The 23722-nt window shown below is 69.0% G+C and carries 27 protein-coding genes; 22 read left to right on the top strand and 5 right to left on the bottom strand.

Annotated elements, in window-relative coordinates; translation table 11 throughout:
- Window positions 1-69 precede the first annotated feature (69 nt).
- From lepB to NX1_RS28260, 11 genes are all read left to right on the top strand, one after another.
- On the top strand, window positions 70-843 hold the full coding sequence (lepB, locus tag NX1_RS28210; protein WP_373864923.1) for a signal peptidase I: 774 nt from the start codon (window positions 70-72) through the stop codon (window positions 841-843).
- A gap of 45 nt (window positions 844-888) precedes the next feature.
- Window positions 889-1656: a ribonuclease HII gene (locus tag NX1_RS28215; protein ID WP_084501817.1), complete on the top strand. Its 768-nt coding sequence runs from the start codon at window positions 889-891 to the stop codon at window positions 1654-1656.
- Between the two features lie 121 nt (window positions 1657-1777).
- A complete protein-coding gene (locus NX1_RS28220) occupies window positions 1778-2083 on the top strand; it encodes a DUF2469 domain-containing protein (RefSeq protein WP_011210678.1) in 306 nt (101 codons plus the stop codon).
- A gap of 193 nt (window positions 2084-2276) precedes the next feature.
- Entirely contained in the window at window positions 2277-2633 is a 357-nt protein-coding gene (locus tag NX1_RS28225; protein ID WP_068065783.1) for a YraN family protein, read from the top strand.
- Window positions 2633-4141, top strand: coding sequence for a YifB family Mg chelatase-like AAA ATPase (locus NX1_RS28230; protein WP_068065786.1), 1509 nt, complete (start codon window positions 2633-2635; stop codon window positions 4139-4141). Before NX1_RS28225 ends, NX1_RS28230 begins: the two co-directional genes overlap by 1 nt.
- Before the next feature lie 5 nt (window positions 4142-4146).
- Entirely contained in the window at window positions 4147-5352 is a 1206-nt protein-coding gene (gene dprA / locus NX1_RS28235; protein ID WP_373864924.1) for a DNA-processing protein DprA, read from the top strand.
- A gap of 78 nt (window positions 5353-5430) precedes the next feature.
- On the top strand, window positions 5431-6354 hold the full coding sequence (locus NX1_RS28240) for a tyrosine recombinase XerC (RefSeq protein ID WP_174555534.1): 924 nt from the start codon (window positions 5431-5433) through the stop codon (window positions 6352-6354).
- A gap of 417 nt (window positions 6355-6771) precedes the next feature.
- Window positions 6772-7137 (top strand): YidH family protein, encoded by a 366-nt coding sequence (locus NX1_RS28245; protein WP_068065789.1) that lies wholly within the window; start codon window positions 6772-6774, stop codon window positions 7135-7137.
- A complete protein-coding gene (locus tag NX1_RS28250; RefSeq protein ID WP_068065792.1) occupies window positions 7134-7448 on the top strand; it encodes a DUF202 domain-containing protein in 315 nt (104 codons plus the stop codon). The genes NX1_RS28245 and NX1_RS28250 overlap by 4 nt, the downstream gene beginning before the upstream one ends.
- A gap of 49 nt (window positions 7449-7497) precedes the next feature.
- Window positions 7498-9399 (top strand): alkyl/aryl-sulfatase, encoded by a 1902-nt coding sequence (locus NX1_RS28255; protein ID WP_068065795.1) that lies wholly within the window; start codon window positions 7498-7500, stop codon window positions 9397-9399.
- A gap of 116 nt (window positions 9400-9515) precedes the next feature.
- Window positions 9516-10211 (top strand): GAF and ANTAR domain-containing protein, encoded by a 696-nt coding sequence (locus NX1_RS28260; RefSeq protein ID WP_169812301.1) that lies wholly within the window; start codon window positions 9516-9518, stop codon window positions 10209-10211.
- 4 nt (window positions 10212-10215) lie between these two features.
- Here the strand turns inward: NX1_RS28260 and NX1_RS28265 are convergent, their stop codons facing one another.
- Complete coding sequence (locus tag NX1_RS28265) at window positions 10216-10944, bottom strand: GAF and ANTAR domain-containing protein (RefSeq protein ID WP_068065801.1); 729 nt, start codon at window positions 10942-10944, stop codon at window positions 10216-10218.
- A 242-nt stretch (window positions 10945-11186) separates the two neighbouring features.
- Between NX1_RS28265 and NX1_RS28270 the strand changes: the two genes are divergently transcribed.
- Window positions 11187-11888, top strand: a complete 702-nt coding sequence (locus NX1_RS28270; RefSeq protein ID WP_068065803.1) for a GAF and ANTAR domain-containing protein — start codon at window positions 11187-11189, stop codon at window positions 11886-11888.
- Between the two features lie 194 nt (window positions 11889-12082).
- On the top strand, window positions 12083-12682 hold the full coding sequence (locus tag NX1_RS28275) for a sigma-70 family RNA polymerase sigma factor (protein WP_068065805.1): 600 nt from the start codon (window positions 12083-12085) through the stop codon (window positions 12680-12682).
- Window positions 12683-12707: 25 nt separating this feature from the next.
- On the opposite strand, the gene NX1_RS28280 is transcribed toward NX1_RS28275, so the two are convergent.
- The gene (locus NX1_RS28280) at window positions 12708-13226 is read right to left on the bottom strand and encodes a DUF1990 domain-containing protein (protein WP_068065808.1); all 519 of its coding nucleotides are present in this window, start codon (window positions 13224-13226) and stop codon (window positions 12708-12710) included.
- A gap of 172 nt (window positions 13227-13398) precedes the next feature.
- A complete protein-coding gene (locus NX1_RS28285) occupies window positions 13399-13932 on the bottom strand; it encodes a M23 family metallopeptidase (protein ID WP_068065810.1) in 534 nt (177 codons plus the stop codon).
- Window positions 13933-14735: 803 nt separating this feature from the next.
- Here NX1_RS28285 and rpsB point away from each other — a divergent pair.
- From rpsB to NX1_RS28320, 6 genes are all read left to right on the top strand, one after another.
- Entirely contained in the window at window positions 14736-15551 is an 816-nt protein-coding gene (rpsB, locus tag NX1_RS28295) for a 30S ribosomal protein S2 (RefSeq protein WP_068065815.1), read from the top strand.
- 97 nt (window positions 15552-15648) lie between these two features.
- On the top strand, window positions 15649-16473 hold the full coding sequence (gene tsf, locus NX1_RS28300; RefSeq protein WP_068065818.1) for a translation elongation factor Ts: 825 nt from the start codon (window positions 15649-15651) through the stop codon (window positions 16471-16473).
- A 257-nt stretch (window positions 16474-16730) separates the two neighbouring features.
- Window positions 16731-17459: a UMP kinase gene (gene pyrH, locus NX1_RS28305; protein ID WP_068065820.1), complete on the top strand. Its 729-nt coding sequence runs from the start codon at window positions 16731-16733 to the stop codon at window positions 17457-17459.
- Between the two features lie 50 nt (window positions 17460-17509).
- Entirely contained in the window at window positions 17510-18067 is a 558-nt protein-coding gene (gene frr, locus NX1_RS28310) for a ribosome recycling factor (protein ID WP_068065867.1), read from the top strand.
- A gap of 45 nt (window positions 18068-18112) precedes the next feature.
- Window positions 18113-19111: a phosphatidate cytidylyltransferase gene (locus NX1_RS28315; RefSeq protein ID WP_245668715.1), complete on the top strand. Its 999-nt coding sequence runs from the start codon at window positions 18113-18115 to the stop codon at window positions 19109-19111.
- A gap of 65 nt (window positions 19112-19176) precedes the next feature.
- Entirely contained in the window at window positions 19177-19548 is a 372-nt protein-coding gene (locus NX1_RS28320) for a LapA family protein (protein ID WP_068065875.1), read from the top strand.
- Window positions 19549-19566: 18 nt separating this feature from the next.
- On the opposite strand, the gene NX1_RS36600 is transcribed toward NX1_RS28320, so the two are convergent.
- Window positions 19567-19734 (bottom strand): hypothetical protein, encoded by a 168-nt coding sequence (locus tag NX1_RS36600; protein WP_157120149.1) that lies wholly within the window; start codon window positions 19732-19734, stop codon window positions 19567-19569.
- Between the two features lie 53 nt (window positions 19735-19787).
- Between NX1_RS36600 and rlmN the strand changes: the two genes are divergently transcribed.
- The 3 genes from rlmN to NX1_RS28335 are packed head-to-tail and all read left to right on the top strand — an operon-like array spanning window position 19788 to window position 23248.
- Window positions 19788-20897, top strand: coding sequence for a dual-specificity RNA methyltransferase RlmN (rlmN, locus tag NX1_RS28325; protein ID WP_068065823.1), 1110 nt, complete (start codon window positions 19788-19790; stop codon window positions 20895-20897).
- A gap of 16 nt (window positions 20898-20913) precedes the next feature.
- Entirely contained in the window at window positions 20914-22554 is a 1641-nt protein-coding gene (locus tag NX1_RS35670) for a serine/threonine-protein kinase (RefSeq protein ID WP_084501819.1), read from the top strand.
- Window positions 22555-22609: 55 nt separating this feature from the next.
- On the top strand, window positions 22610-23248 hold the full coding sequence (locus NX1_RS28335; protein WP_068065827.1) for a Uma2 family endonuclease: 639 nt from the start codon (window positions 22610-22612) through the stop codon (window positions 23246-23248).
- 31 nt (window positions 23249-23279) lie between these two features.
- Here NX1_RS28335 and NX1_RS28340 read toward each other — a convergent pair whose 3' ends face one another.
- Window positions 23280-23702, bottom strand: coding sequence for a DUF5997 family protein (locus tag NX1_RS28340; RefSeq protein WP_068065830.1), 423 nt, complete (start codon window positions 23700-23702; stop codon window positions 23280-23282).
- Between the last annotated feature and the right edge of the window lie 20 nt (window positions 23703-23722).

Consider the following 23722-nt stretch of genomic DNA (forward strand, 5'->3'; position numbering starts at 1 on the left):
CCCGGCACGAATGATCTTCACTGGCCCGGCACCGGACGCGAGTCATGGTGCCGGGCTAGTCTGTTCCGCGTGGCAGACGAAAGTGGGTCGGTGTCGGTGTCCGGATCGGACGACGAGGGGGCTGGACGTCGCGGCAAGCGGCAGGCGAAGAAGAGCAAGAAGCAGCGCCCGTTCTGGCAGGAGCTGCCGGTCCTCATCGTGATCGCGGCCGTCATCGCCGCGCTGATGGTCAGCTTCGTCGGGCGGCCGTACGTGATCCCCTCCCAGTCGATGGAGGAGACCCTCCAGATCGGCGATCGCATCTACGTGCAGAAGGTCAGCTACTACGGCAGCGACCCGCAACCCGGTGACGTGGTGGTCTTCGTCGGACCGCCCTCCTGGAACACCCGCTACCAGTCGATCCGCTCGGACAACGCGGTGGTGCGCGGGGTGCAGAACTTCTTCTCCTTCTTCGGCCTCGTGCCGCCCGACGAGAACGACCTGGTCAAGCGGGTCATCGCGGTCGGCGGCCAGACCGTGCAGTGCTGCGACGCGCAGGGCAGGGTCATGGTGGACGGCAAACCATTGGACGAGCCGTACGTCCAGAACGACTATCGCTGGCTGCCCGGCCAGCAGAACGCCACCTATCCCGCCGGCCGCGTGTTCGGTCCGGTGAAGGTCCCGGAGGGGCACCTGTGGGTGATGGGCGACAACCGCAACCAGTCCGCGGACTCCCGCGCCCACGTCGGCGACGAACTTCAGGGCACCGTGCCCATCGACAACGTGCGCGGCAAGGCGGTCATGAAGATCTGGCCGCCGAACCGCATGGGATTCATTCGTTCTCAGGACCCGCAGACGAACTGAGGCGCGCGGCCGCAGGATAATTGGACGGTGGGGCAGGCCGGAGTCATGGGTAACCGAACAGCGGCGAGCAACGGGTGGCCGCCGCGCGTGGTGATGCGCAAGGCGGGCGGCCTGCGCACGCTGGAGGCGGCGCTGATCCGCAGCGGGCTCGGCCCGGTGGCGGGCGTGGACGAGGCAGGGCGCGGCCCGTGCGCCGGACCGCTCGTCGTGGCGGCCTGCCTGCTCGCCCCGAAGGCCTACGACAAACTCGCGGGTCTCGACGACTCCAAGAAACTCACCGAGGCCACCCGCGAGGAGCTGTATCCGGTCATCACCCGGCTGGCGCTGTCCTGGAAGGTCGTGGTGATTCCGGCTTGGGAGATCGACTCCCTCGGCATCCACGTGGCCAATATCGAGGGCATGCGCCGTGCCGTGGCGGGTCTTGGGCACACTCCTGGCTATGTGCTGACCGACGGGTTTCGCGTCCCCGGTATTCCGGTGCCTTCATTGCCGGTGATCGGCGGCGATGCCGCGTCGGCGTGCATCGCTGCGGCCAGCATCCTGGCCAAGGTGACGAGGGACCGGATCATGGTGCAGATGGACCAGCGATTCCCCGGCTACGGTTTCGCCGCGCACAAGGGCTACAACACGCCCGAACACACCGCCGCGCTCAACGCGCTCGGTCCGTGCAGCGAACACCGGCGATCGTGGCGCAATGTGCGCGAGACGGCGGGATTACGGCCGCTCGACCCGGCCGTCGAATACGCGGACGCGGTGCTGGCGGACGGCCTCGAGGACGGCCGGGTAGCTACCGATGCCGCCCATGCGGGATGATTGTGGAGACGACCAGGCGGTGTGAGCGTCGGGCACGACGCAGTAGCGCGGGATAACCACGCAGACCACGCGAATGCCGCCGATACGATGCAGTGCGGCGAGAAGGAGGACGTCCCACCCGATGAGTGCCGAGGACCTCGAGAAGTACGAAACCGAGATGGAGCTCTCGCTGTACCGCGAGTACAAGGACATCGTCGGGCAGTTCTCGTACGTGGTGGAGACCGAGCGCCGCTTCTACCTGGCCAATTCAGTGGAGCTGCGCCCGCAGAACGCCGACGGTGAGGTGTACTTCGAGGTGCGCATGAGCGACGCCTGGGTGTGGGATATGTACCGGCCCGCGCGCTTCGTCAAGCACGTCCGGGTGATCACCTTCAAGGACGTCAACATCGAGGAGCTGGAGAAGCCCGACCTGCGGCTTCCCGAGTGATCCGGCGGCCATCGATCCGCCCGGACAGCCCGGCAGCGCCCGGTGTAGCCCGGTAGCACACCGCGCCGGCGGATCGGCTCGGCGACGAGCGGCGCGACCGCGTGTTGTCCACAGCGAAGGCGTCATCCACAGGGCGGATATCGGCCCAGGTCGCCGCGGCCGGACCGCGGCGCGGTGCGGTCACGATCGTCGGGTGGCAGACAAACAGGCGCTCGGCGCGTACGGGGAAGAGCTGGCGGCACGGTTCCTGCAAGACTCCGGCATGGAGATCGTGGTCCGCAACTGGCGGTGTCGCTACGGCGAACTCGATCTGATCGCGCGTAACTCCGACACCACCGCTTTCGTCGAGGTGAAGACCCGTAGCGGCCTCGGTTTCGGCACGCCCGCCGAGGCCGTCACCTTCGCCAAGCAGCAGCGGATACGGCGGCTGGCGCTGCTCTGGCTGGCCGAACAAGACGGCCCGTGGCGGCGGATCCGCTTCGACGTGATCTCGGTGCTGATCGCGCCGGGCAGTCGGCCGGTGATCGACCACCTCGAGGCGGTCTTCTGATGGCGCTCGGGCGCGCCCATTCGGTCGCGGTCACGGGTGTGGACGGGCAGTTGGTCGAGATCGAGGCCGACATCGGCCAGGGACTGCCCTCGGTGCACCTGGTCGGACTTCCCGACACCGCGCTCTCGGAATCCCGCGACCGGGTCCGCTCGGCGGTGGCGAATTCGGGGGAGAAGTGGCCGGACGGGCGGGTGATCCTCGCGCTGTCGCCCGCGACCCTGCCCAAGATCGGCAGTGTGTACGACTTGGCGCTGGCGATCTCGGTGCTGGACGCGGCGGGCGCGGTGCCTTCGGAGCGGCTGGCGAAGACGGTGCTGCTCGGCGAGCTCGCACTGGACGGGCGGGTGCGCCGGGTGCGCGGCATCCTGCCAGCGGTGATCACCGCGCGCAACGCGGGCTGGTCGTCGGTGGTGGTGCCCGAATGCGCCTTGGCCGAGGCGGGTTTGGTGGAGGGCGTCGAGGTGTTCGGCGCGGCCAGCCTGCGCGCCGTCGTCGCCTGGCTGCGCGGGGAGGGCACGCTGCCCGAGCCGAACGGCGAGCTGCCCGACACGGCGCGGTCCTGCGGCGATCTCAGCGAGGTGGTTGGTCAGGAGGAGGCCCGATGGGCGCTCGAGGTGGCCGCGGCGGGCGGGCATCATCTCCTGCTCACCGGACCGCCGGGCATCGGCAAAACCATGCTGGCGCAACGTCTTCCCGGCCTGCTTCCGCCGCTGTCGGAAGCCGAGGCGCTGGAGGTCACGGCGATCCACTCGGTGGCGGGCGCGTTGTCCGGCGAGCATCCGCTCATCACGGAGCCCCCGTTCGTCGCGCCGCACCATTCCACCTCGGCGACGGCGATGATCGGCGGCGGCTCGGGCTCGGCCCGTCCCGGTGCGGTGAGCCGCGCCCACCGCGGCGTGCTCTTTCTCGACGAGTGCGCCGAGATCGGGGGAAAGGTTCTCGAAGCGCTGCGAACTCCCTTGGAGGAGGGCGAGGTTCGCATCGCCCGCCGGGACGGGGTGGCGCGATATCCGGCGCGCTTCCAACTCGTCCTGGCGGCGAATCCGTGCCCGTGCGCGCCCGCCCGCGACGTGGACTGCATCTGCGCGCCCCTCGCGCGCCGTCGCTACCTCGGCAAATTGTCCGGGCCCTTGATGGACCGGATCGACATCTGGGTGCAGATGCACGGCCAGTCCGGTGCGACGTTCAGCGCCGACGCCGCCGAGAGCAGCGCGGTGGTGCGCGAGCGCGTCGCCGCCGCCAGGAAGGCCGCGCTGCACCGCTGGCGCGAGGACGGCTGGCTCACCAACGCGGAAGTGCCGGGACACGCGCTGCGCCAGCGGTTCCGGTTGCCGCGCGAATCCGTCGCTCCGGTCGAGGCGGCCCTGCGCACGGGCCGCATGTCCGCCAGGGGCGCCGACCGCGCCATTCGGGTCGCCTGGACGGTGTGCGATCTGCGCGGTGCCGATGTCCCCAGCACGCAGGACGTCATGCTGGCGCTCAACTTTCGCCAGCGAGGTGTGCAGTGAACGAGCTGGAGGTTCTCGATGGCTCCGCCGGTGCGCGGGATGTTTCACCGCGAGCGGTGGATGCGGACGAGCGGCGGTTGGCTTGGGTCTACCTCTCACGGGTTGTCGAAGGGCCGTGCGCGGCGCTGTCCGCGTTGATCGAATCGGTCGGGGTGGTGGAGGCCGCGCGTGCGGTGCGGGAATGCGATCTGCCCGAGTCGCTGCGCCGGCCGACGCGGCGACGGCGCGAGATCGACGCGGCGGCGGATGATCTGACGACCATCGAGCGGATCGGCGGCCGCGTGGTGACGCCCGACGACCCGGAGTGGCCGGCGTGGCGGCTGCTCGGACTGAGTCAGCTCGAAGCGGGTCGCGATCCGGACAGCTCGGCGCCGCTGGTGCTCTGGGTACGGGGACCGCGCTCGCTCTTGGAGTCGAGCGAACGGGCGATGGCCGTGGTCGGTTCGCGATGCAGCACGGGATACGGCAATCACGTCACAGCCGAGATCACGGGGGAGCTGGCCGCGCAGGGCTGGACCATCGTGTCCGGCGCGGCGTTCGGCATCGACGCGATGGCGCACCGAGCGGCGCTCGCGGTCGGCGGGCCGACCATCGCGGTGCTCGCCTGCGGTGTGGATCGCCCGTATCCGGCTCAGCACGAACGGCTGCTGGCCGAGATCGCGGAGGTCGGTCTGGTGGTCAGCGAGTACCCACCGGGCACGGTCGCGAGGAAGCATCACTTCCTGGCCCGCAATAGGTTGGTCGCGGCGTTCGCGGACGGCGTGCTCGTCACCGAGGCCGGGCTGCGCAGCGGCGCGCGCAACACCGTCAAATGGGCGCGGCGACTGGGCCGTCCGGCCATGGCCGTCCCGGGACCGGTCACCTCGGCGGCATCGACCGGATGTCACCGGATGATTCGCGACGGTGAGGCGCTGCTGGTCACCCGCACCGAGGAGGTCGTCGACGAGGCAGGTCCGCTGCGCCTGTCTCTCCCCGGCAGCGCCGGCCCCGTTCCCGGCACTCCCGAGCACCTCACCGGTGACGAGGCTGCCGTATTCGCCGCGCTCCCCGCGATAGGTTCCCGCCTGCCCCACGAACTGACCCGACACTGCGAACTCCCGGTTCCCGCGATTCGCGCGGCCCTCGTCGCGCTCGAGCTGGCGGGATTGATCGGTGTGGACGACAGCGGGTGGCACCGCAAGACGAAGGGACGATCATGCGGTCGCTCATGAGGCCGTACCCGACACCACGGGGCGCTCGGCCCGGCGCGGTCCCTTGCCAACTGCCGCGACCGCGGCGACCGTGGTGGGGTGGAAGACTTGCCCGAAGACTTGGATGCGCTGCTGTCGGAATACGGGCGGCACCTACGGCTCGGCCGGAACCGCTCCGCCCACACCGTGCGCGCCTATCTCGGCGACGCGCGTTCGCTGCTGGCGCACCTGTACGCCCGCTCCCCGGATTCCGCGATCAGGGAGCTCGACCTGGCCTTGTTGCGGTCTTGGCTCGCGGAGCAGTCGGCGAACGGCGCGGCCCGCACGACGATGGCGCGGCGCGCGTCCTCGGCGCGCACGTTCACCGGGTGGCTCACCAAGACCGGCAGGCTGGAGGTCGACCCCGGCCTGCGGCTCGGCTCGCCCAAGGCGCACCGGACACTGCCGGCCGTGCTCGGCAGGCAGCAGGCGGTCGCGGCCATGGACGCGGCGGAATCCGGTGCGGCGCAGCACGATCCGATGGCGTTGCGGGACAGGTCGATCGTCGAGTTGCTGTATTCGACCGGGATAAGGGTGAGCGAACTCTGCGGCCTGGACATCGACGACGTGGATCGGGAGCGGCGCTTGGTGCGGGTGCTCGGCAAGGGGAACAGGGAGCGCTCCGTCCCGTTCGGCGCGCCTGCCGACCGTGCCGTCGCCGAGTGGCTGCGCTACGGCAGGCCCACGTTCGCGACCGCCGAATCGGGGCGCGCGCTGCTGCTCGGCAGGCGTGGTCGCCGTCTGGATCAGCGGCAGGCCAGGAGCGTGGTGCACGAGGTCGTTGCGGCGATTCCGGGCGCCCCCGACCTCGGCCCGCACGGACTGCGCCACAGCGCGGCCACCCACCTGCTCGAGGGCGGCGCGGATCTGCGCGTGGTTCAGGAAGTGCTCGGCCACGCCAGCATGGCCACCACCCAGCTGTACACGCACGTGTCCATCGAACGGCTGAAGAAGGTGCACGACCAAGCCCACCCGCGCGCGTGAGCGCACGGCAGGCGCGCGAGGGAGCACGCCGCGGTCGCGGATGGACGGCAAGCCGGTGCGGTGCATCCCGGCGGCTTGTCCACGCCGTCGCTTCGCCGCACCGACGGCGCAACGCCTACGCGCACATCGACGGTGTCACCCGCCGCACGCCGTCGCGGATGGAGCGGCCGGGCGTAGCGCGTCCGGTGTGTTTCCAGGTCGTCGCGGGCGTGTCGCGCGCTCCAGCGAGGTTCGTGGACGACCGGTCGGTCTGCCGATACGCTGACGTTGCGGAATGTTTGCCTGCGGCACGAATCGGACCAGAGACGGAGTGGTGCCCGTGCATCCTGGCGAAAGCGTGACCCCGGACGCCCCTCAGCGCCGGGCCGATTCGGTCGCGGCCGTGTTCGTTTCGCACTTGTTCCCCGGGGAGGCGGCGTGACACTGCCGGATGTCGGCGCGGAATCGGAGGACGGCGAGGAGAACGTCGACTATCGCTTCACGCTGGCCAACGAACGGACCTTCCTGGCGTGGATGCGCACCTCTCTCGGCCTGCTCGCGGGCGGCGTCGCCGTGCACGCCCTGGTGCAGCCGTTCCACATGGCCGGTCTGCGGCGGCTGCTCGCGGTCAGCTGCATCGTGCTCGCTGTCGTCGTCGCGTTGGGCGCCTACCTGCACTGGCGCCGAATCGGGCGCGCGATGAGCCGCGGCGAGCCGCTGCCGCAGACGCTGCTGGTGCCGATCCTGTCCGCGGGCATCGGCGTCGTCTCGATCATGGCGTGCGTCGCGGTGCTGCTGCGATGACGGCCAGGGACGCGGGTCTGGCCGCCGAGCGCACCGCGCTCGCGTGGCGCCGCACCGCCATCAGCGCCATGGTCGTCGCCGCACTGTGCATCGATCACGTGGTGAGCTCCGGGTGGCGCGCGGCGGCGATCGCCCCCGCCGTCGCGGCGACGACGATGATCGCGGTGGCGGTCGCTGGCTACCTGCGTAGTCGGTGGTTGCGCCACGGCCACCGCGGCAGATCCGACGGCATCATCGTCGCGACGACGTTGGCGGTCCTGTTCGCCGGTTGTGTCGCTGCCGCATTGGGTTTCACAGAACCAGCCTGGTGATCCGTTCCAGGACAGAGGAGTTCGGCCGAGACGAAAGAGGAGGAGGACGATGCCCGAAGTGACGGAGCCGACCGAGGTGATCGTCGGCGCGCAGCAGCGCGACGCGGCGATGTTGCCGTTCGCCGACGAGGCCGACCTGGCCGACGCGCAGCGCGGATTCGTCGCCGCGCTCGAGCCCGGTGTGGTCACACAGGACGACGAATCCGTGGTGTGGGACAACGACTCCTACGGATTCCTGCGTGAGCCGTGCCCCGCTTCCGTTCATCCCAGCCTGTGGCGGCAGTCCGGGCTGGTCGCCGCCCAAGGACTGTACGAGGTGACCGACGGGATCTATCAGATCCGCGGCTTGGACCTGTCGAATATGACGCTGGTCGAAGGTGATCGGGGCGTCATCGTGATCGATCCGCTGATTTCCGCCGAAACCGCGGCCGCGGGTCTGCGACTGTATCGCGAGAACCGCGGCGAACGTCCGGTCACGGGGCTCATCTACACCCATTCGCACGTCGATCACTTCGGCGGCGCGTTCGGGGTGGCCGACCAGGAAGACGCCGCGGCAGGCCGGATTCCGGTCATCGCGCCCGCCGGATTCCTGGAACACGCGGTGTCCGAGAACATCTTCGCGGGTACCGCAATGGCACGCCGGGCGGCCTACATGTACGGCGCCGTGCTACCGAGGGGCCCGCTCGGCCAGGTGGGCGCGGGACTCGGGCAGACCACCTCGCTCGGCACGGTCACCCTGATCGCGCCGACCGTGGACATCACCGCCACCGGCCAGGAAATGACGGTCGACGGCGTGCGGATCGTCTTCCAGATCACGCCGGGCACCGAGGCGCCCGCGGAGATGAACTTCTACTTCCCCGATCGACGTGCGCTGTGCATGGCCGAGAACGCCACCCACACCCTGCACAACATCGTGACCCTGCGCGGCGCGCTGGTCCGCGATTCGCACGTGTGGGCCCGGTACCTGACCGAGGCCATCAACCTGTTCGCACGCCGGTCGGATGTCGTGTTCGCCTCGCACCACTGGCCGACCTGGGGCACCGAGCGCCTGGTGGAATATCTTGCGCTGCAACGTGACCTATACGGCTATCTGCACGATCAGACGTTGCGGATGCTGAACCAGGGCTACGTCGGCGCGGAGATCGCCGAGCAGCTGACGCTGCCGCCCGCGATCGAGAACGCCTGGCACGCGCGCGGGTACTACGGTTCGGTCAACCACAACGTCAAGGCGATCTACCAGCGCTACCTCGGCTGGTTCGACGGCAATCCGGCCCACTTGTGGGAGCATCCGCCCGTCGAATCGGCCCGCCGCCACGTGGAATTCATGGGCGGCGCCGAGGAGGTGCTGCGCAAGGCGCGCGAGTCCTACGCCGAGGGCGACTTCCGCTGGGTCGCGCAGGTGGTCGACTACGTGGTCTTCGCCGAACCCGGCAACGAGGCGGCGAAGGACCTGCTCGCCGCGGCCTACGAGCAGCTCGGCTACGGCGCCGAGAACGCGACGTGGCGCAACTTCTACCTCAGCGGCGCCTACGAACTGCGCTACGGCTCGTTCGGCACCCCGACCAAGGTCGACTCGATGGCCATGCTGACCGCGCTGACCGTCGACCAGATCTTCGACGCCATGGCGCTGCGCGTCGACGGTCCGAAGGCATGGGACATGCGGGTGATCACCGACTGGCACCTCACCGACGAAGGCCGCGTGTACCGGCTGGAGCTGCGCAACGGCAGGCTGACCCACTACGACCGGCCCGAGGGCGTCGCGCTGCCAGACGCGGACGCCGAATTCACCCTCACCAGGGCGACCATGATCCGAGTCCTGTTGCAGGGCCAGGACTTCGGGGTGGCCGCCGCCGCGGGCGACATCGCCATCGAGGGCGATCCGACCAAGCTCGCCGCCCTGGTCGGCGTGTTCGACGAGCCGGATCCGGATTTCGCCATCGTGACGCCCTGAGTGGTCGCGGGCGGAAATCGCTCGACCGTGAGCGAGACCGAGTAGCCCGTCACGCGCCAGAGGATTTCGCTATTCTGGCTGCTGCCGGTCGATTCCAGGCGGTTCATAGGATGGGCGTGGCGGAGTTCGATTCACTCACCGAGAGCTTCCTCTCCGCGCTGCGCCGAGGCGGAGGCGATATCTCGGCCGCCTGCCGGGCCGCCGTGCAGGTGCTCCCGGTGCAGCGGGCCGCCATCATGATCGGCGAACGAGACGTGGGCGTGCAGCCCTGGTGTAGCAGCGACGAGATCGCCGCACGCGTCGAGGCGGTGCAGGCGACGGTCGGAGAGGGGCCCGCGGTGGACGCGGTGGCCACCGGCGTGCCGGTTTCCGTCATCGATCTGACCGAGAACTGCGGACGCTGGCCCGGTTTCGCCGCGGCGCTGGCTCGTGAACCGGTGTCCGGCGCGATGACGGCGATGCCGCTGCGGCTGGGTGCGGTGCGGTTCGGTGCGCTGGATCTGTACCGGGTGCAGCCCGGTCGCGTGGACGGGACGATGATCTCGGCCGGGCTGCACGTCGCCGACATCATCACCGCCCACGTGTCGGCTGGGTCCGATTGCGCCGAGCACGCGGGGGAGTGGTTGCGCCATCCGCTGACGAGCGCGTCGATTCACCAGGCCGCGGGCATGGTGATCGCCCAGCGCGGTGTCGGCGCCGCGGACGCGTACGCCACGCTGCGCACTTATGCGGTCCGCCAGGGCATTTCGCTTGCGGAGGCCGCTGAGCGGGTGCTCCGCAGGAGCGTCCGCTTCGACAACGGATCCCACTGAACCGCTACGCGCGGTGTTCGACGGGTGTAGCCAGCACTACCCCAGCGTCGATGCTGCCCGTCACCAAGGCGCCCGCCAGTTCGGCCATCCGCAGCCCGCAGCGCCGCGCGTGAGCGCGCAGCCGCCCGAACGCCTCGGTCATGTCCAGGTCACCGCGCTCGGCGAGCACGCCCTTCGCCTGCTCGATGACCACCCGATCGTGCAGCGCGACCGGCAATCTGGCCTGCATCGGCTCCACCCTCGGCCGCAGCACGTGCTGCGCGATGCCGATGGCGGCCAAGTCGGCCAGGATCTGCCCGGATCGCACGGCGGCCCGGTCGAGTGCGCCCGGCGCGGCGCCGAAGATGGTCAGGGCGCCGAGATTGTCCGTGCGCAGCCGCAGCGGCAGGGCATAGGTCGATCGGTAGCCGTGTTCGATTGCGTGCCTGGCGAACTCGGGCCAGACGAGGGTAGCGGCGGCGAGGTCGTCCACGATCGCGGGGCTGCTGGTGCGATAGGCCTGCCTCGAGGGCCCGTCGATCGTTTCGACGAGCAATCGCGCTCGCTCGTCGGTGGCGGCGAGCACCCGTAGCTCGCCACGATGATCGCCGAGGAACAGGCCGGCCTCGGCGCCGCCGGTCAGTTCGGTACACGCGTCGACCAATTGCTGGGATAGCTCTACCACATCGAAATCGCTCGTCATCGTGCCGACTGACCGTACGAGCACGTCCAGCAGCGGCGCGGGTGCTCCCATGGCGGTCTCCCTGAGTGATCGCAGTGACGGCTGAGTCAAGCGGAAGTGGAGCCTCGCCTTACATGTTTGCACTCGAATAGCGTTCGTGTCGACCGCACTTGCGGAGTCACGCACCGAATCGCCAGGGCTAACGAGTGTTTCGGCGAGTCGTCCACCGTCCATACCATGGAGTGTCGGGCAGGTGCGGTGCGGTAACTCAGAGGTGGGCGCGCGGCGTTCGCCGGCAACAGGGGTGGTTCGGTATGTCTGACAGTGATCAGCTGGTCACGGCCTTGTCCGGTCTCGTCGGGCTGCTGCCCGAACCCGGCGACCTCATCGAGCCGCTACACCGGGTGATCGACAGCGCCACCGACGCACTCGACGTGGCGGGCTGCGCGGTGCTGCTCGTGGCCGACGGACACTCCGGCGTCGTCACCGCCACCGGCGCGGCGCTGGCGGAAGTCGCGCTCAGCCAGCGCAGCAGCGAGCGCGGACCGGCGCTGGACGCGCTGCGCCACGGCGAACCGGTCGCCGTCGCCGACGTACGCGAGCGACACGCCGCCTGGCCCGAGTACACGAGCGTCGCGGTGCGCCACGGTGTTCGCGCCGTTGCGGAGATCCCGATGCGGTCCGGCGCGACGACGGTGGGCGCGCTGAGCCTGTACGCCTATCACCCGCGCGAATGGACCGAACCCGAACTGTCTGTCGGCGCATTGCTGGCGGGTATGGCCGCCGGGCACATTCTCACCGCCGAGCGGCTGCGCGCCCAGCAGCGGCTGACCGAACAGCTGCAGCACGCGCTGGACTCGCGGGTGCTGGTCGAGCAGGCGAAAGGCGTGCTCGCCAACGCGCGCAACACGACGCCACAGGCCGCCTACGAGCTGATCCGGGCGCACGCCCGCCGCCATCGGTTGAGCGTGCACGCGGTCGCGGGCGGCATCGTCGAACTCGGTCTGCGGATCTGAGCCGAGCTCGGCCACCTCCGATTGGACGTGCCGGGCGCGCCCGAAGCGGCGGCGCGGTCCAGGACCGACCGGTAGTCTGGCCACTGGCGGATGTCCGAAACCCATGCCCCCGGAACGGAATCCGCGGTAGACGCCACCGTCCGTGTCCTCGACGGGTGGTCCATTCGTCAGCGTCCGCTGCCATCGGGGGCATCATGGTTTCGCCAGCTCTGTCTGCTCGCACGTCAACCCACCATCGGATTCCGGACACCATCGCCAACGCCGAGTTGGTGCGCCGGATCGGCGTCGGTGATCGCGACGCCTACGCACTGCTCTATGCCAGAACGCGCCCGCTCGTCTTCGGGCGGGTGCTCGCGATCGTGCGCGATCCCGACTACGCCGAGGAGACCTGTCACGACGTTTACCTCCAGGTCTGGCGCAGCGCAGCGGGTTTCGACGAGCGGCGCGGCTCGGTCACCACGTGGTTGTGGACGCTCGCGCACCGGCAGGCGGTGGACCGGGTGCGCCGGGAATGCGCCGCTACCGACCGCGATCAAGCTTGGGCCGCAGGCGATTACGGGCGGCCCGCCGATCATGTCGCGGACGAGGTGCTGCGCCGTCACGAATACCGCTGCGTGCGAACAGGACTGGCCGCCCTGACGCCACTGCAACGGGAATCGCTCTTGCTCGCCTATTATCACGACCTCACCTACCCGCAGGTCGCCGAGCGTCTCGGCGTCGGCCTCCCCGCCGTCAAATCCCGCATTCGTTCGGGACTGGCCCAGTTGGCGTCCACGCTCGCGGCCGCGGTCTGAGCTCGGGTCCCTGTTCGCGCGCGGCCTAAGCCCGGGTGGGCAGGGTAGCGAGGTACCGGCCCGCGATGACGCGTTGCAGGAGCCGAACCAGCGGGCCGCCCACCGCGGTGTACCAGGTCGCGGGTGTGGAGAAGGCCGTGACGACGCCGTGGACCGAGTCGTCGGCGGGGTCGTACTCGACCGAGAACAGTTCCTCGCCGACCTCGGGGTGTCCGGGCAGCGTGCCGTAGGCGAAACCGCGCCGGTTCTCGTCGTCGAACACGTACACCACGCGGCAGGGCGCGACGATGGCGAGCGGGCCGATCCCGAGTCGCACGGTGAGCAGGGTGCCCGGTTCGGCGGTCGGCGTGCTCGCCCTATCGAAGATGCCGACGCCTTTCTGCATCCGATAGGCGAGGATCTCCGCGCCCGCCCGCTCGAACAGGTCTCTGCCGTTGCCGAGGCGGCGTTGCAACCGGAAGTGGTAGTAGCCATCCGGGAGTTCGCCCTTGGTGGCGCCGATCTCGCGGTAGGTGAACCAGGGACCGTCGAGCGCATTCTCCATCTCTCGATCATCGTCCGGTTGCCTGCGGTTCGGAAGGTGATCAACGCGACGGGTGCTCCCGCGCGTCGACAAGATGCACCGTCTGCGCTCCTACTCGGCGACTCCGACACCGCTCGCGGCAACGCCTCGACCCGGACGCGATCGGCGGTGCCTCGCGATCGCGCCGGACCTCTCACGCGATGGGGCCCACCGGTTCGAGGCGCAGTGGTGCGACGTGCAGCAATCCGAGTGGATCGAGGTATTCGAACCGTCCGCGCCGTCCAGCCTCTCGACGCAGACCCCAGTGCAAACACGCGGAAGCCGCGCATTCCGGATGCCCTTCCTCCAGCGTCCCGATCGGAGTACCCCGCGCGACGCGCGCGCCGACCGAGACCCGTGCGCGAACCGGTTCGTATGTCGTCCGCAATCCACCCGGATGCTCGATCGACACGACGGGCTTGTCCGCCACCTCCCCGGCGAACACCACGATTCCGGCTCCCGCCGCCAGCACCCTCTGACCTGGCGACCCCGCCAGATCGACACCGCGATGCCCGGGCAGCCAGTTCTGCGCAGGCCGCTCGAACCGCCGCTCCACCATGGGCCGAGGCCGCAGCGGCCACCCGAACTCCCCGCCCGGCGCTGCCGCCGCCGTCGCGGTCGAGGCCGCGAGAAACGCCGCGGCGACCGCGAAAAGCACCGGTCTCCACACGAACAAGGCCACTTTCATTTTTCGGCGCTCGGGTCACGACCGCTGCCGCCACGCCGAATCGGCCGGGCCACTCGGGAGGCCCGAACCGCCCGGCACGATCGACAACCGCGTGTCCGGCACTCGCGGCGGTATAAGCGGGAGTTGGAACAGCGGCAGTTCCGGCGCTCGGTGCGACGGGCATGCCGAACCCGAACAGGCCACATCGGGACCGGACGGAAACCGCGTGTCCGGTGTGGGCAGCGGCATCGGGGCCAGCCGGAAAAGCGGCAGTTCTCGCGCTCGAAACGGCAGGCACGCCGACCCGGAGCAGCCCGGATCGGCGCCACGGACCGGCCGTGCCTGCGCCGTCACAGGTCGCGCGCCCGCCAGCGTCAGCACGAACATCAACGGGAGAATCACGGTGATCGAGAGGGAAAGTCGGTGCATGGGTTCGACCTTCGCCGGTCGAGGCGCCCTCGCGACATCCCCGATCCGGCGTGTGTGGACAACGTCGGCTCCTGTGGAAATCGCGCGTTTCGCCTGGTTGTGGCGTCGTGACCAGGGGATTTAGGTCAGGGAGGCACCTGGTCGTAGACTGATCGAGCGGTCTGTGCCCGGCACGGACCGACTTCGCGCGCCACCCGTGCTTGTTCGCAACGGCGCCGTTCGAACCTCAGCTCCCGAATTCCGAGAGTGCTCGTTCGCGGCAGTGCCAGTGAGAACAGGGAATCGTCGGCTGGTCCCGATCGGTGATCCGACCGGGTCCGACGATTCGGCGGCGCCAGGGCAGCGGGTCGCCGACCCACTGCGTCAACCGGCAACGAAAGAGAGATACGGGAGCCATGGCTGTCGTAACCATGAAGCAGCTGCTCGACAGCGGCGCGCACTTCGGACACCAGACCCGGCGCTGGAACCCGAAGATGAAGCGGTTCATCTTCACCGACCGCAACGGCATCTACATCATCGACCTGCAGCAGACGCTGACCTACATCGACAAGGCCTACGAGTTCGTCAAGGAGACCGTCGCCCACGGTGGCACCGTTCTCTTCGTCGGCACCAAGAAGCAGGCCCAGGAGTCGATCGCGGCCGAGGCGACTCGCGTCGGGATGCCCTACGTGAACCAGCGTTGGCTGGGCGGCATGCTCACCAACTTCTCCACCGTGCACAAGCGCCTGCAGCGCCTCAAGGAGCTCGAGGCCATGGAGCAGACGGGTGGCTTCGAGGGTCGCACCAAGAAGGAAATCCTCATGCTCACGCGTGAGATGAACAAGCTGGAGCGGACCCTCGGCGGTATCCGCGACATGCAGAAGGTGCCCTCGGCCATCTGGGTCGTCGACACCAACAAGGAGCACATCGCCGTCGGCGAGGCGCGCAAGCTGAACATCCCGGTCATCGCGATCCTGGACACCAACTGCGACCCCGACCTGGTCGACTACCCGATCCCGGGTAACGACGACGCGATCCGCTCCGCCGCGCTGCTGACCAAGGTCGTCGCCTCCGCGGTGGCCGAGGGCGTGCAGGCGCGGGCCGGTCTGGCCTCCGGCGACGACAAGCCGGAAGCGGGCGCGGGCGAGCCGCTCGCCGAGTGGGAGCAGGAGCTGCTGGCGCAGGCCGCGCCGGGCGCCGAGTCCTCCGCCGAGACCCCGGCCGAGGCCTGAGGCTCGTAACCCGCTGTTTCAGCGGTGATCACCACGGAGTGCCATGGTGATCACCGCTGCCCAGTAACTGAACTTCTCCAAAGGAGGCTCGCCACCGATGGCGAACTACACCGCTGCCGATGTGAAGCGGCTCCGGGAGCTGACCGGCTCCGGGATGATGGACTGCAAGAAGGCCCTCGAAGAGACCGACGGTGACTTCGACAAGGCCGTCGAGGTCCTGCGCATCAAGGGCGCCAAGGACGTCGGCAAGCGCGCCGAGCGCGCCACCGCCGAGGGTCTGGTCGCCACGCAGGACGGCGTGCTGATCGAGATCAACTCCGAGACCGACTTCGTCGCCAAGAACGACGAGTTCCAGGGTCTGGCCAACCAGATCGTCGCGGCGGCCGCCAAGGTCCGCCCCGCCGACCTGGACGCGCTCAAGGCCGTCGACCTGGGCGGCAAGACCGCCGACCAGGCCGTGCAGGAGCTCGCCGCGAAGATCGGCGAGAAGCTGGAGCTGCGCCGCGTCGTGTCCTTCGAGGGCCCGGTCGCGACCTACCTGCACAAGCGCTCCTCCGACCTGCCGCCCGCCGTCGGCGTGCTGGTCGAGTACCAGGGCGAGGGCGATGCCGCGGCCGAGGCCGCCCGCGCCGCCGCCATGCAGATCGCCGCGCTGAAGGCCAAGTACGTGACCCGCGACGAGGTTCCGGCCGACGTCGTGGAGAACGAGCGCCGCATCGCCGAGCAGACCGCTCGCGAGGAGGGCAAGCCCGAGGCCGCGCTGCCGAAGATCACCGAGGGCCGCGTCAACGGCTTCTTCAAGGACGTCGTCCTGCTCGAGCAGGCGTCGGTCACCGACTCGAAGAAGACCGTCAAGGCCCTGCTGGACGAGGCCGGTGTCACCGTGAGCCGCTTCGCGCGGTTCGAGGTCGGCCAGGCCTGACAGCCTGTGAAGGCCCCTCATCCTGTCACCCCCGACGGATGAGGGGCCTTCTGCTGTCCGCGTCCGTCGGGCCGCGCGGCGACGCGGCGCCCCGATTCCCGACCCGCTCGTGGTGTCGGAGGGGGTCTTCTACGGTCGCCGAAATCGAGTAAGGCAGGATAGGAACCGCCTTATTGCGGGATCGCGAACTTATCCGCTGTGCCCTGATGTCTCAGCATGCTGAGAACGAACACCATCACCAAAGGAGAAGAGCACCGATGACGGACCCGGGGACCGACCGCCCAGGATATCGCCGGGTACTTCTCAAACTGGGTGGCGAAATGTTCGGCGGCGGCAAGGTCGGCCTCGACCCCGACGTCGTGCAGACCGTGGCCGAGCAGATCGCCGAGGTCGTCGCGACCGGTGTGCAGGTGGCCGTAGTCATCGGCGGCGGTAACTTCTTCCGCGGCGCCGAGCTCGAGGAGCGCGGCATGGAGCGGGCCCGCTCGGATTACATGGGCATGCTCGGCACCGTGATGAACAGCCTTGCGCTGCAAGACTTTCTGCAGAAGCAGGGGATCGACACCAGGGTGCAGACCGCGATCACGATGGGCCAGGTCGCGGAGCCGTACCTGCCGCTGCGCGCCAAGCGCCACCTGGAGAAGGGCCGCGTGGTGATCTTCGGCGCAGGCATGGGCATGCCGTATTTCTCCACCGACACCACCGCTGCCCAGCGTGCCCTGGAGATCGGCGCCGACGTGGTGCTGATGGCCAAGGCGGTCGACGGCGTCTTCACCGCGGATCCGCGGGTCGACGCGACCGCGACGATGTACACCGAAATCACGCACAAAGAGGCCATCGAGCGTGACCTGCGGGTCGCCGACGCCACGGCCTTCAGCCTGTGTATGGACAACCAGATGCCCATCCTGGTGTTCAATCTGTTGACGAAGGGCAATATCGCCCGCGCGGTCGCCGGTGAGAAGATCGGCACATTGGTTCGGTCCTGAGCCCGCGAACCGCGGATCATGACGATGACGACGCTGTGGAGGAAACGGTCGTGATTGAAGAAGCGCTCTTCGACGCCGAGGAGAAGATGGAGAAGGCCGTCTCGGTGGCGAAGGACGATCTCGGGACCATCCGGACCGGACGCGCGAATCCGGGCATGTTCTCCCGGGTCGTCGTGGACTACTACGGTTCGCCCACCCCGGTCACCCAGATGTCCAGCATCACGGTGCCCGAGCCGAGGATGGTGGTGATCAAGCCCTACGAGGCCGGTCAGCTCGGCCCCATCGAGACCGCGATCCGCAACTCGGACCTAGGTGTCAACCCCACCAACAACGGCGACATCCTGCGCATCAGCATCCCGCAGCTCACCGAGGAACGCCGCCGTGAGCTGGTCAAGCAGGCCAAGAGCAAGGGCGAGGACGCCAAGGTCGCGATTCGCAATGTGCGGCGCAAGGCCATGGACGAACTCTCGCGCATCCAGAAAGATGGCGAGGCGGGTGAGGACGAGGTCGGGCGCGCCGAGAAGGAGCTCGACAAGACCACCGCCAAATACGTGGGTCATATCGACGAGCTGGTCAAGCACAAAGAAGCCGAACTGCTCGAGGTCTGACAACAGATCCGAGGGCCCGCACGGTCGGGGGACGAGGAACAACGAGTGAGCGACGGGACAATCGTGGCCGACAATGCCGCCGCAACGGGTGCGGCCGAGGAGCCGACGCCGGGGAGCGGCGCCGCCGAAGCGAACCCGGTCCGTCCGGGTGACTTCGCGGTCGGGCAGTTCCACACCGCGCACCCCGACCATGCCGAGCCCGTGGTCCCCACGCCCGCCGCCACGACGTCGCGGGCGGGACGTAACCTGCCCGCCGCGCTGGCGGTCGGCTTGGGGCTCGGACTGTCGCTCATCGCGATCCTGCTGTTCGCGCCGCTGGTCTTCATCCCGGTCGCCGCGGCCGGTGTGGGCGTGGCCACCTGGGAGGTGGCCAAACGGCTGCGCGAGGCGGACGTGCTGGTGCCGCGGATCCCGCTCATCGTGGGCGGGCAGGCGGTGTTCTGGCTCGGCTGGCCATGGGGCGCGAGCGGTGTCGCGGGCGCCTTCGCGGCCACCGCGCTGACCTGCATGGTGTGGCGCCTTTTCGACCACGGTTTGCAGACCGCACCGCGGAACTTCTTGCGCGACACGGCGATCGCGATCTTCGCACTCGCCTGGATCCCGCTGCTCGCCTCCTTCGCCACGCTGCTGCTGCTGGAGCCGGACGGCAACCTGCGGGTGCTGACCTTCATGATCCTGGTGGTCTGCTCCGACGTGGGCGGCTATGTGGCGGGCGTGCTGTTCGGCAGGCATCCGATGGTGCCGTCGATCAGCCCGAAGAAATCCTGGGAGGGCTTCGGCGGCTCGCTGGTGTTCAGCGTCATCGGCGGTCTGCTGACGGTCACCCTGCTGCTGGACGCGAATTCGATGATCGGCGTGGTGCTCGGTGTCGGACTCGTGCTGGTCGCGACCGTCGGTGACCTGATCGAATCGCAGATCAAGCGCGAACTCGGCATCAAGGACATGGGCACGCTGCTGCCCGGGCACGGCGGCATCATGGACCGCCTCGATTCGATGCTGCCTTCCGCGTTCGTCTCCTGGCTGGTGCTCAGCACGCTGCTGTGACCGGCCGCTGGGCGACATACCGCGAATTCCCGGCGGCCGTGATAGCGATCGTCCATGATCGAGGCATGTCCCCGAATGCCGAGCACGAGCCCGAGCCGAGCCGGCCCGATCAGCCGACCGCCCCGGCCACCCCGCCGCCGGCCCGCACTCCGCCGACGCCGCCGGCGACCGAGCCGCCCACCACCGGCGAAAAACCCTCGATCTCCTCGCGGACCGGTTACGCCTGGGTCGGGCTAGTGGCTGGCACGCTGATCATGATCGTGCTGCTCATCTTCATCCTCCAGAATCTGGAGACCATCCAGGTGAGTCTGTTCTTCTGGGAGTTCCACCTGCCGATCGGCGTCGCGGTGCTGCTCTCGGTGATCTGCGGCGCGCTGGTGATGGCCCTGGTCGGCGGTATGCGCATCATCCAACTGCGGCGCGCCGCCAAACACTGACCTCCGTCATTCCCGTGCTCACGCAACCTGCCGCCAGCGCAGCGGTCGCACACCGAACTCGCGCTGGAACGCGCGGCTGAACCCGGCCTCGGAGCGATGGCCGACGCCATTGGCGATCCTGGACACCGGCTCGGTGGTGGAGCGCGGCAGGTGCGTGGCGGTGATCGGTTCTGTGTCCTCGCGCACTGTTCCGGGCTGACCATTCGACAACAAGGGGCGGATGAGAGACTGGAAGAACTATGACCGCCTCCCTGCCCTTGGTTTTCGATGCTCCGCGCCGTGGCATGCCGCCGCGGCATCTCGCCGATCTCGATGCCGAGGGGCGGCGCGCCGCGGTCGAAGAGCTCGGGCTGCCCAAGTTCCGCGCCGACCAGATCGCGCGGCAGTACTTCGGGCGGCTGCAGGCCGATCCCGAGCAGATGACGGATCTGCCCGCGCCGGTGCGTGAGAAGGTCGGCGCGGCGCTGTTCCCGCCACTGCTCTCGGTGGTCAAGCACGTGGCGTGCGACGACGGCCAGACCCGCAAGACGCTCTGGCGGGCGGGTGACGGCACCCTGCTGGAGAGCGTGCTCATGCGCTACGCCGACCGCAACACGCTGTGCATCTCCAGCCAGGCGGGCTGCGGCATGGCCTGCCCGTTCTGCGCGACCGGTCAGGGCGGGCTGAATCGCAACCTGTCCACCGCCGAGATCGTCGACCAGGTGCGCGCCGCCGCGGCCGCGCTGCGCGACGGCGAGGTGGCGGGCGGCGAGGGCAGACTGTCCAACATCGTCTTCATGGGTATGGGCGAGCCGCTGGCCAACTACAAGCGGGTGGTCGCCGCGGTGCGCCGCATCACCTCACCCGCGCCGGACGGTCTCGGCATCTCGCAGCGCAATGTCGTGGTGTCGACCGTCGGCCTTGCTCCCGCGATCCGCAAGCTCGCCGACGAAGATTTGTCGGTGACGCTGGCGGTCTCGCTGCACACCCCCGACGACGAGCTGCGCGACACGCTCGTGCCGGTGAACAACCGCTGGCCGGTGGCCGAGGTGCTGGACGCGGCGCGCTATTACGCCGACAAGACCGGTCGCCGGGTGTCGGTCGAGTACGCGCTCATTCGCGATATCAACGACCAGCCGTGGCGCGCCGACATGCTCGGTGCGAAACTGCACAAGGCGCTCGGCTCGCGCGTGCACGTCAACGTCATCCCGCTCAACCCGACGCCGGGCAGCAAGTGGGACGCCAGTCCGAAGCCCGTCGAGCGCGAGTTCGTCCGCAGGGTCAACGCCCAGGGCGTGCCGTGCACCGTGCGTGACACCCGAGGCCAGGAGATCGCCGCCGCCTGCGGGCAGCTGGCAGCCGAGAACTGAATCACGAGGGGGGCCATTGCTGCAGCCAGGTGACGTATTCGCCGGGTATGCCATCGAACGACTGCTCGGTCAGGGCGGCATGGGTGCGGTGTATCTGGCTGGGCACCCGCGGCTGCCCCGCCGTACCGCGCTGAAGCTGCTGAAGCGGGAGTTGTTCTCCGACGCGGAGATTCGCGCCCGCTTCGAGCGCGAGGCCGATCTGGTCGCGCAGCTGGACCACCCCAACATCGTGGCGGTGTTCGATCGCGGCATCGAAGACGAGCAGCTGTGGATCTCCATGCAGTTCATCGACGGCGTGGACGCGGCCTCGGTCGACCCGCGCACCCTGCCGCCGCAGCGGGCCGCCCAGATCGTCGCCGAGACCGCGCTGGCGCTGGACTACGCGCACCGCATGGGTGTGCTGCACCGTGACGTGAAACCCGCGAACATCCTGCTCTCCCGTTCAGCCGGGCAGGAGCGGGTGCTGCTCACCGATTTCGGCATCGCTCGCCCGCGCGAGGACACCAACCAGCTCACCCAGACCGGCACCTTCACCGCCACCCTCGCCTATGCCGCGCCGGAGCAGCTCACCGGTGCGGCGCTCGATCACCGGACCGATCAGTACTCACTGGCCTGCACCCTGTACTGGCTGCTCTCCGGCACCGTGCCGTTCGATTCCCCGCAGGCCGTCGCGGTGATCCAGGGACACCTGAAGCAGCCGCCTCCGCCGCTGAGCTCGGTGCGGCCCGGCCTGCCGCCCGCGCTGGACGCGGTGCTGGACCGCGCGCTGGCCAAGCGGCCCGCGGATCGGTTCGACTCCTGCGCGGAGTTCGCCGCGGCCGTGCAGCAGGCGTTGCTCGGTCCGGTCAGCACGCCGCACGCCGTCGCGCCACATACGCCCCGTCCGCATCCGGTGGTGGGCCCGCAAGCCTCGGCGCCCAACCCCATGCCGGTGGCGCACCCGCCGCGCTACGCCCGGCCCATGCCGCCGCCTTATGCGAATGGCGGTGTGCCGCAGGGATATCCGCCCGGCTACGGCGCTGTCCCCGCCGCGTATCGTCCGCCCCTTCCGCCCCGGCGGCGCAGCTCGAGCGCGAAGGTGCTCCTGGTGATCCTGGGCATCGTGTTCGCGCTGCTGGCCGGGTGCGGGACCTTCGTGTGGACCGACGATTCGACGTGGGTATCGCAGTTGACCGGACGCTCGAAGGGGCACAAGGATCTGTCGGAGATGTCGGCGGCGTTTCCGGGGATGCTGCCGAGCAACAATCGCGACAACGGCAAGGGCTACAACGGCGCGTCCTGTCGTCCGATTTCCGAATGGAAGGACTGGCGCGCCAGGGACGGCGACGAATCGGCCTTCGACCGTTGGCAGGCACAGTGGGAATGCCTCCTGGGGGACAGCGCCAAGCTGGCCTACCACTTCTACGCCTACCCGACCGCGGAGGCGGCGCGGCAGGCGGTGACCACATTCAAGTCCAGGGCCAAATCCCAAGGCTCGAGCACCGAGGGCACCAGGACCGACGAACGTTTCGTCTACCAAGGTCAATTCGGCGGCGAGGCCGCTCTGATCCTCTCGACCTTCTCCGACCCCTCTCGCGCCCGCTGGGTGTTCACCTTCCACGGCCCCACGCGCCTCGATGACGGACTCGCCGCCAAAGTCCGCGAAGCCCCGCTCTAGGCGACTACGGCATCAGCCGCCGATTGCCGCACGGTCGAGACGCTACGCTTGCGGCATGAGCGAGGCTGTCGACTGGTCATGGCTGCGGACCACGATTCCGATCGTCGATATGGCCATGTACCTGGACATGCCCGAGGACATCGCCCGCACTCTGGAAATCCGCGATGGCATGATCGTGCATTGCGAATCGCCATCGCCGAATCATGTTGCGATCAGCGACAACATCAAGGGAGCGCTGCGCGAGGCGGTGTCCAAGCGTCCCGGCGGTGCGCCGTGTCTGCGGGCCAGCGGTGAGCTCGACATGCTGGTCTCCGAGGTCCCGTTCCATTACAAGCGACCGGACGCGATCGTGTATCGCTGTGTCGATGAACCGCGGGGCAAGTGGAAGACCAAGCCGACAGCGGCGGACACACTGCTTGTTGTCGAGGTCGTTTCTCCGAATACGGTGACAGCGGATCTTGTGGAAAAGCGTGCGGAGTACGCGCGGCTGAGCATCCCGTACTACTGGATCGTGCGCATGGTGCAGGACGACGGGCCTGCGGCATCGATCGAGATGCTGAGGCTCACCGCCGACGGCACCTACGTCCGGGAGAACATGTCGCTACGGGCCCGTGGCGACATGGTGGCGGTCGATGTCGCCGATCCGCTCGACATCACCATCAGCTGGAATCAGCTCGATCTCGGCCTGGACTGACCGTCCCTGATGGCGAGCTCTGGTCCGCGTGTCAGTCCGCGCGGAAACGGTTCTTTGCCGGGCGGTTGGTGGCGGCGCGGCGTTCGGCTTCTTTCGTCTTGACTCGCTCGTTCTCGCGCTGCACGGCTTCGTAGCTCTCGCGCTCGCGGACCAGCCATTCGGGCGGGTCGGCGAGCAGGGTGGCGATCTCGTCGGCGGTCAACGCGTCGGAGACACCGGCGCGGGCCAGGCCGCTGTTGGAGACGCCGAGCTTGCGGGCGGTGATGTCGCGCGGGAACGGACCGGTGCGGCGCAGTTCGGTGAGCCAGGCCGGGGGATCGGTGCGCAGCCGATCGAGGTCGGCGCGGGTGATCGGCGAGTTCCGGAACTCCTCCGGCGCGGCGGGGAGGTAGATGCCGAGTTTGTCGGCCGCGGTCAGCGGCTTCATCATCTGCGGTTTCTTGTCCGGGCTCACCGGGACAGCCTAGTCGACCG

The sequence above is a fragment of the Nocardia xishanensis NBRC 101358 genome, from assembly GCF_001613365.1.
Taxonomy (GTDB): domain Bacteria; phylum Actinomycetota; class Actinomycetes; order Mycobacteriales; family Mycobacteriaceae; genus Nocardia; species Nocardia xishanensis.

What these genes read in the sequence shown, in the direction of transcription:
- NX1_RS28215 (WP_084501817.1), top strand. Translation starts at nt 889, where the DNA reads ATGGGTAACCGAACAGCGGCGAGCAACGGGTGGCCGCCGCGCGTGGTG.
- NX1_RS28220 (WP_011210678.1), top strand. Translation starts at nt 1,778, where the DNA reads ATGAGTGCCGAGGACCTCGAGAAGTACGAAACCGAGATGGAGCTCTCG.
- NX1_RS28230 (WP_068065786.1), top strand. Translation starts at nt 2,633, where the DNA reads ATGGCGCTCGGGCGCGCCCATTCGGTCGCGGTCACGGGTGTGGACGGG.
- NX1_RS28250 (WP_068065792.1), top strand. Translation starts at nt 7,134, where the DNA reads ATGACGGCCAGGGACGCGGGTCTGGCCGCCGAGCGCACCGCGCTCGCG.
- NX1_RS28255 (WP_068065795.1), top strand. Translation starts at nt 7,498, where the DNA reads ATGCCCGAAGTGACGGAGCCGACCGAGGTGATCGTCGGCGCGCAGCAG.
- NX1_RS28265 (WP_068065801.1), bottom strand. Translation starts at nt 10,944, where the DNA reads ATGGGAGCACCCGCGCCGCTGCTGGACGTGCTCGTACGGTCAGTCGGC.
- NX1_RS28270 (WP_068065803.1), top strand. Translation starts at nt 11,187, where the DNA reads ATGTCTGACAGTGATCAGCTGGTCACGGCCTTGTCCGGTCTCGTCGGG.
- NX1_RS28275 (WP_068065805.1), top strand. Translation starts at nt 12,083, where the DNA reads ATGGTTTCGCCAGCTCTGTCTGCTCGCACGTCAACCCACCATCGGATT.
- NX1_RS28280 (WP_068065808.1), bottom strand. Translation starts at nt 13,226, where the DNA reads ATGGAGAATGCGCTCGACGGTCCCTGGTTCACCTACCGCGAGATCGGC.
- NX1_RS28285 (WP_068065810.1), bottom strand. Translation starts at nt 13,932, where the DNA reads ATGAAAGTGGCCTTGTTCGTGTGGAGACCGGTGCTTTTCGCGGTCGCC.
- rpsB (WP_068065815.1), top strand. Translation starts at nt 14,736, where the DNA reads ATGGCTGTCGTAACCATGAAGCAGCTGCTCGACAGCGGCGCGCACTTC.
- tsf (WP_068065818.1), top strand. Translation starts at nt 15,649, where the DNA reads ATGGCGAACTACACCGCTGCCGATGTGAAGCGGCTCCGGGAGCTGACC.
- pyrH (WP_068065820.1), top strand. Translation starts at nt 16,731, where the DNA reads ATGACGGACCCGGGGACCGACCGCCCAGGATATCGCCGGGTACTTCTC.
- NX1_RS28320 (WP_068065875.1), top strand. Translation starts at nt 19,177, where the DNA reads ATGTCCCCGAATGCCGAGCACGAGCCCGAGCCGAGCCGGCCCGATCAG.
- rlmN (WP_068065823.1), top strand. Translation starts at nt 19,788, where the DNA reads ATGACCGCCTCCCTGCCCTTGGTTTTCGATGCTCCGCGCCGTGGCATG.
- NX1_RS28335 (WP_068065827.1), top strand. Translation starts at nt 22,610, where the DNA reads ATGAGCGAGGCTGTCGACTGGTCATGGCTGCGGACCACGATTCCGATC.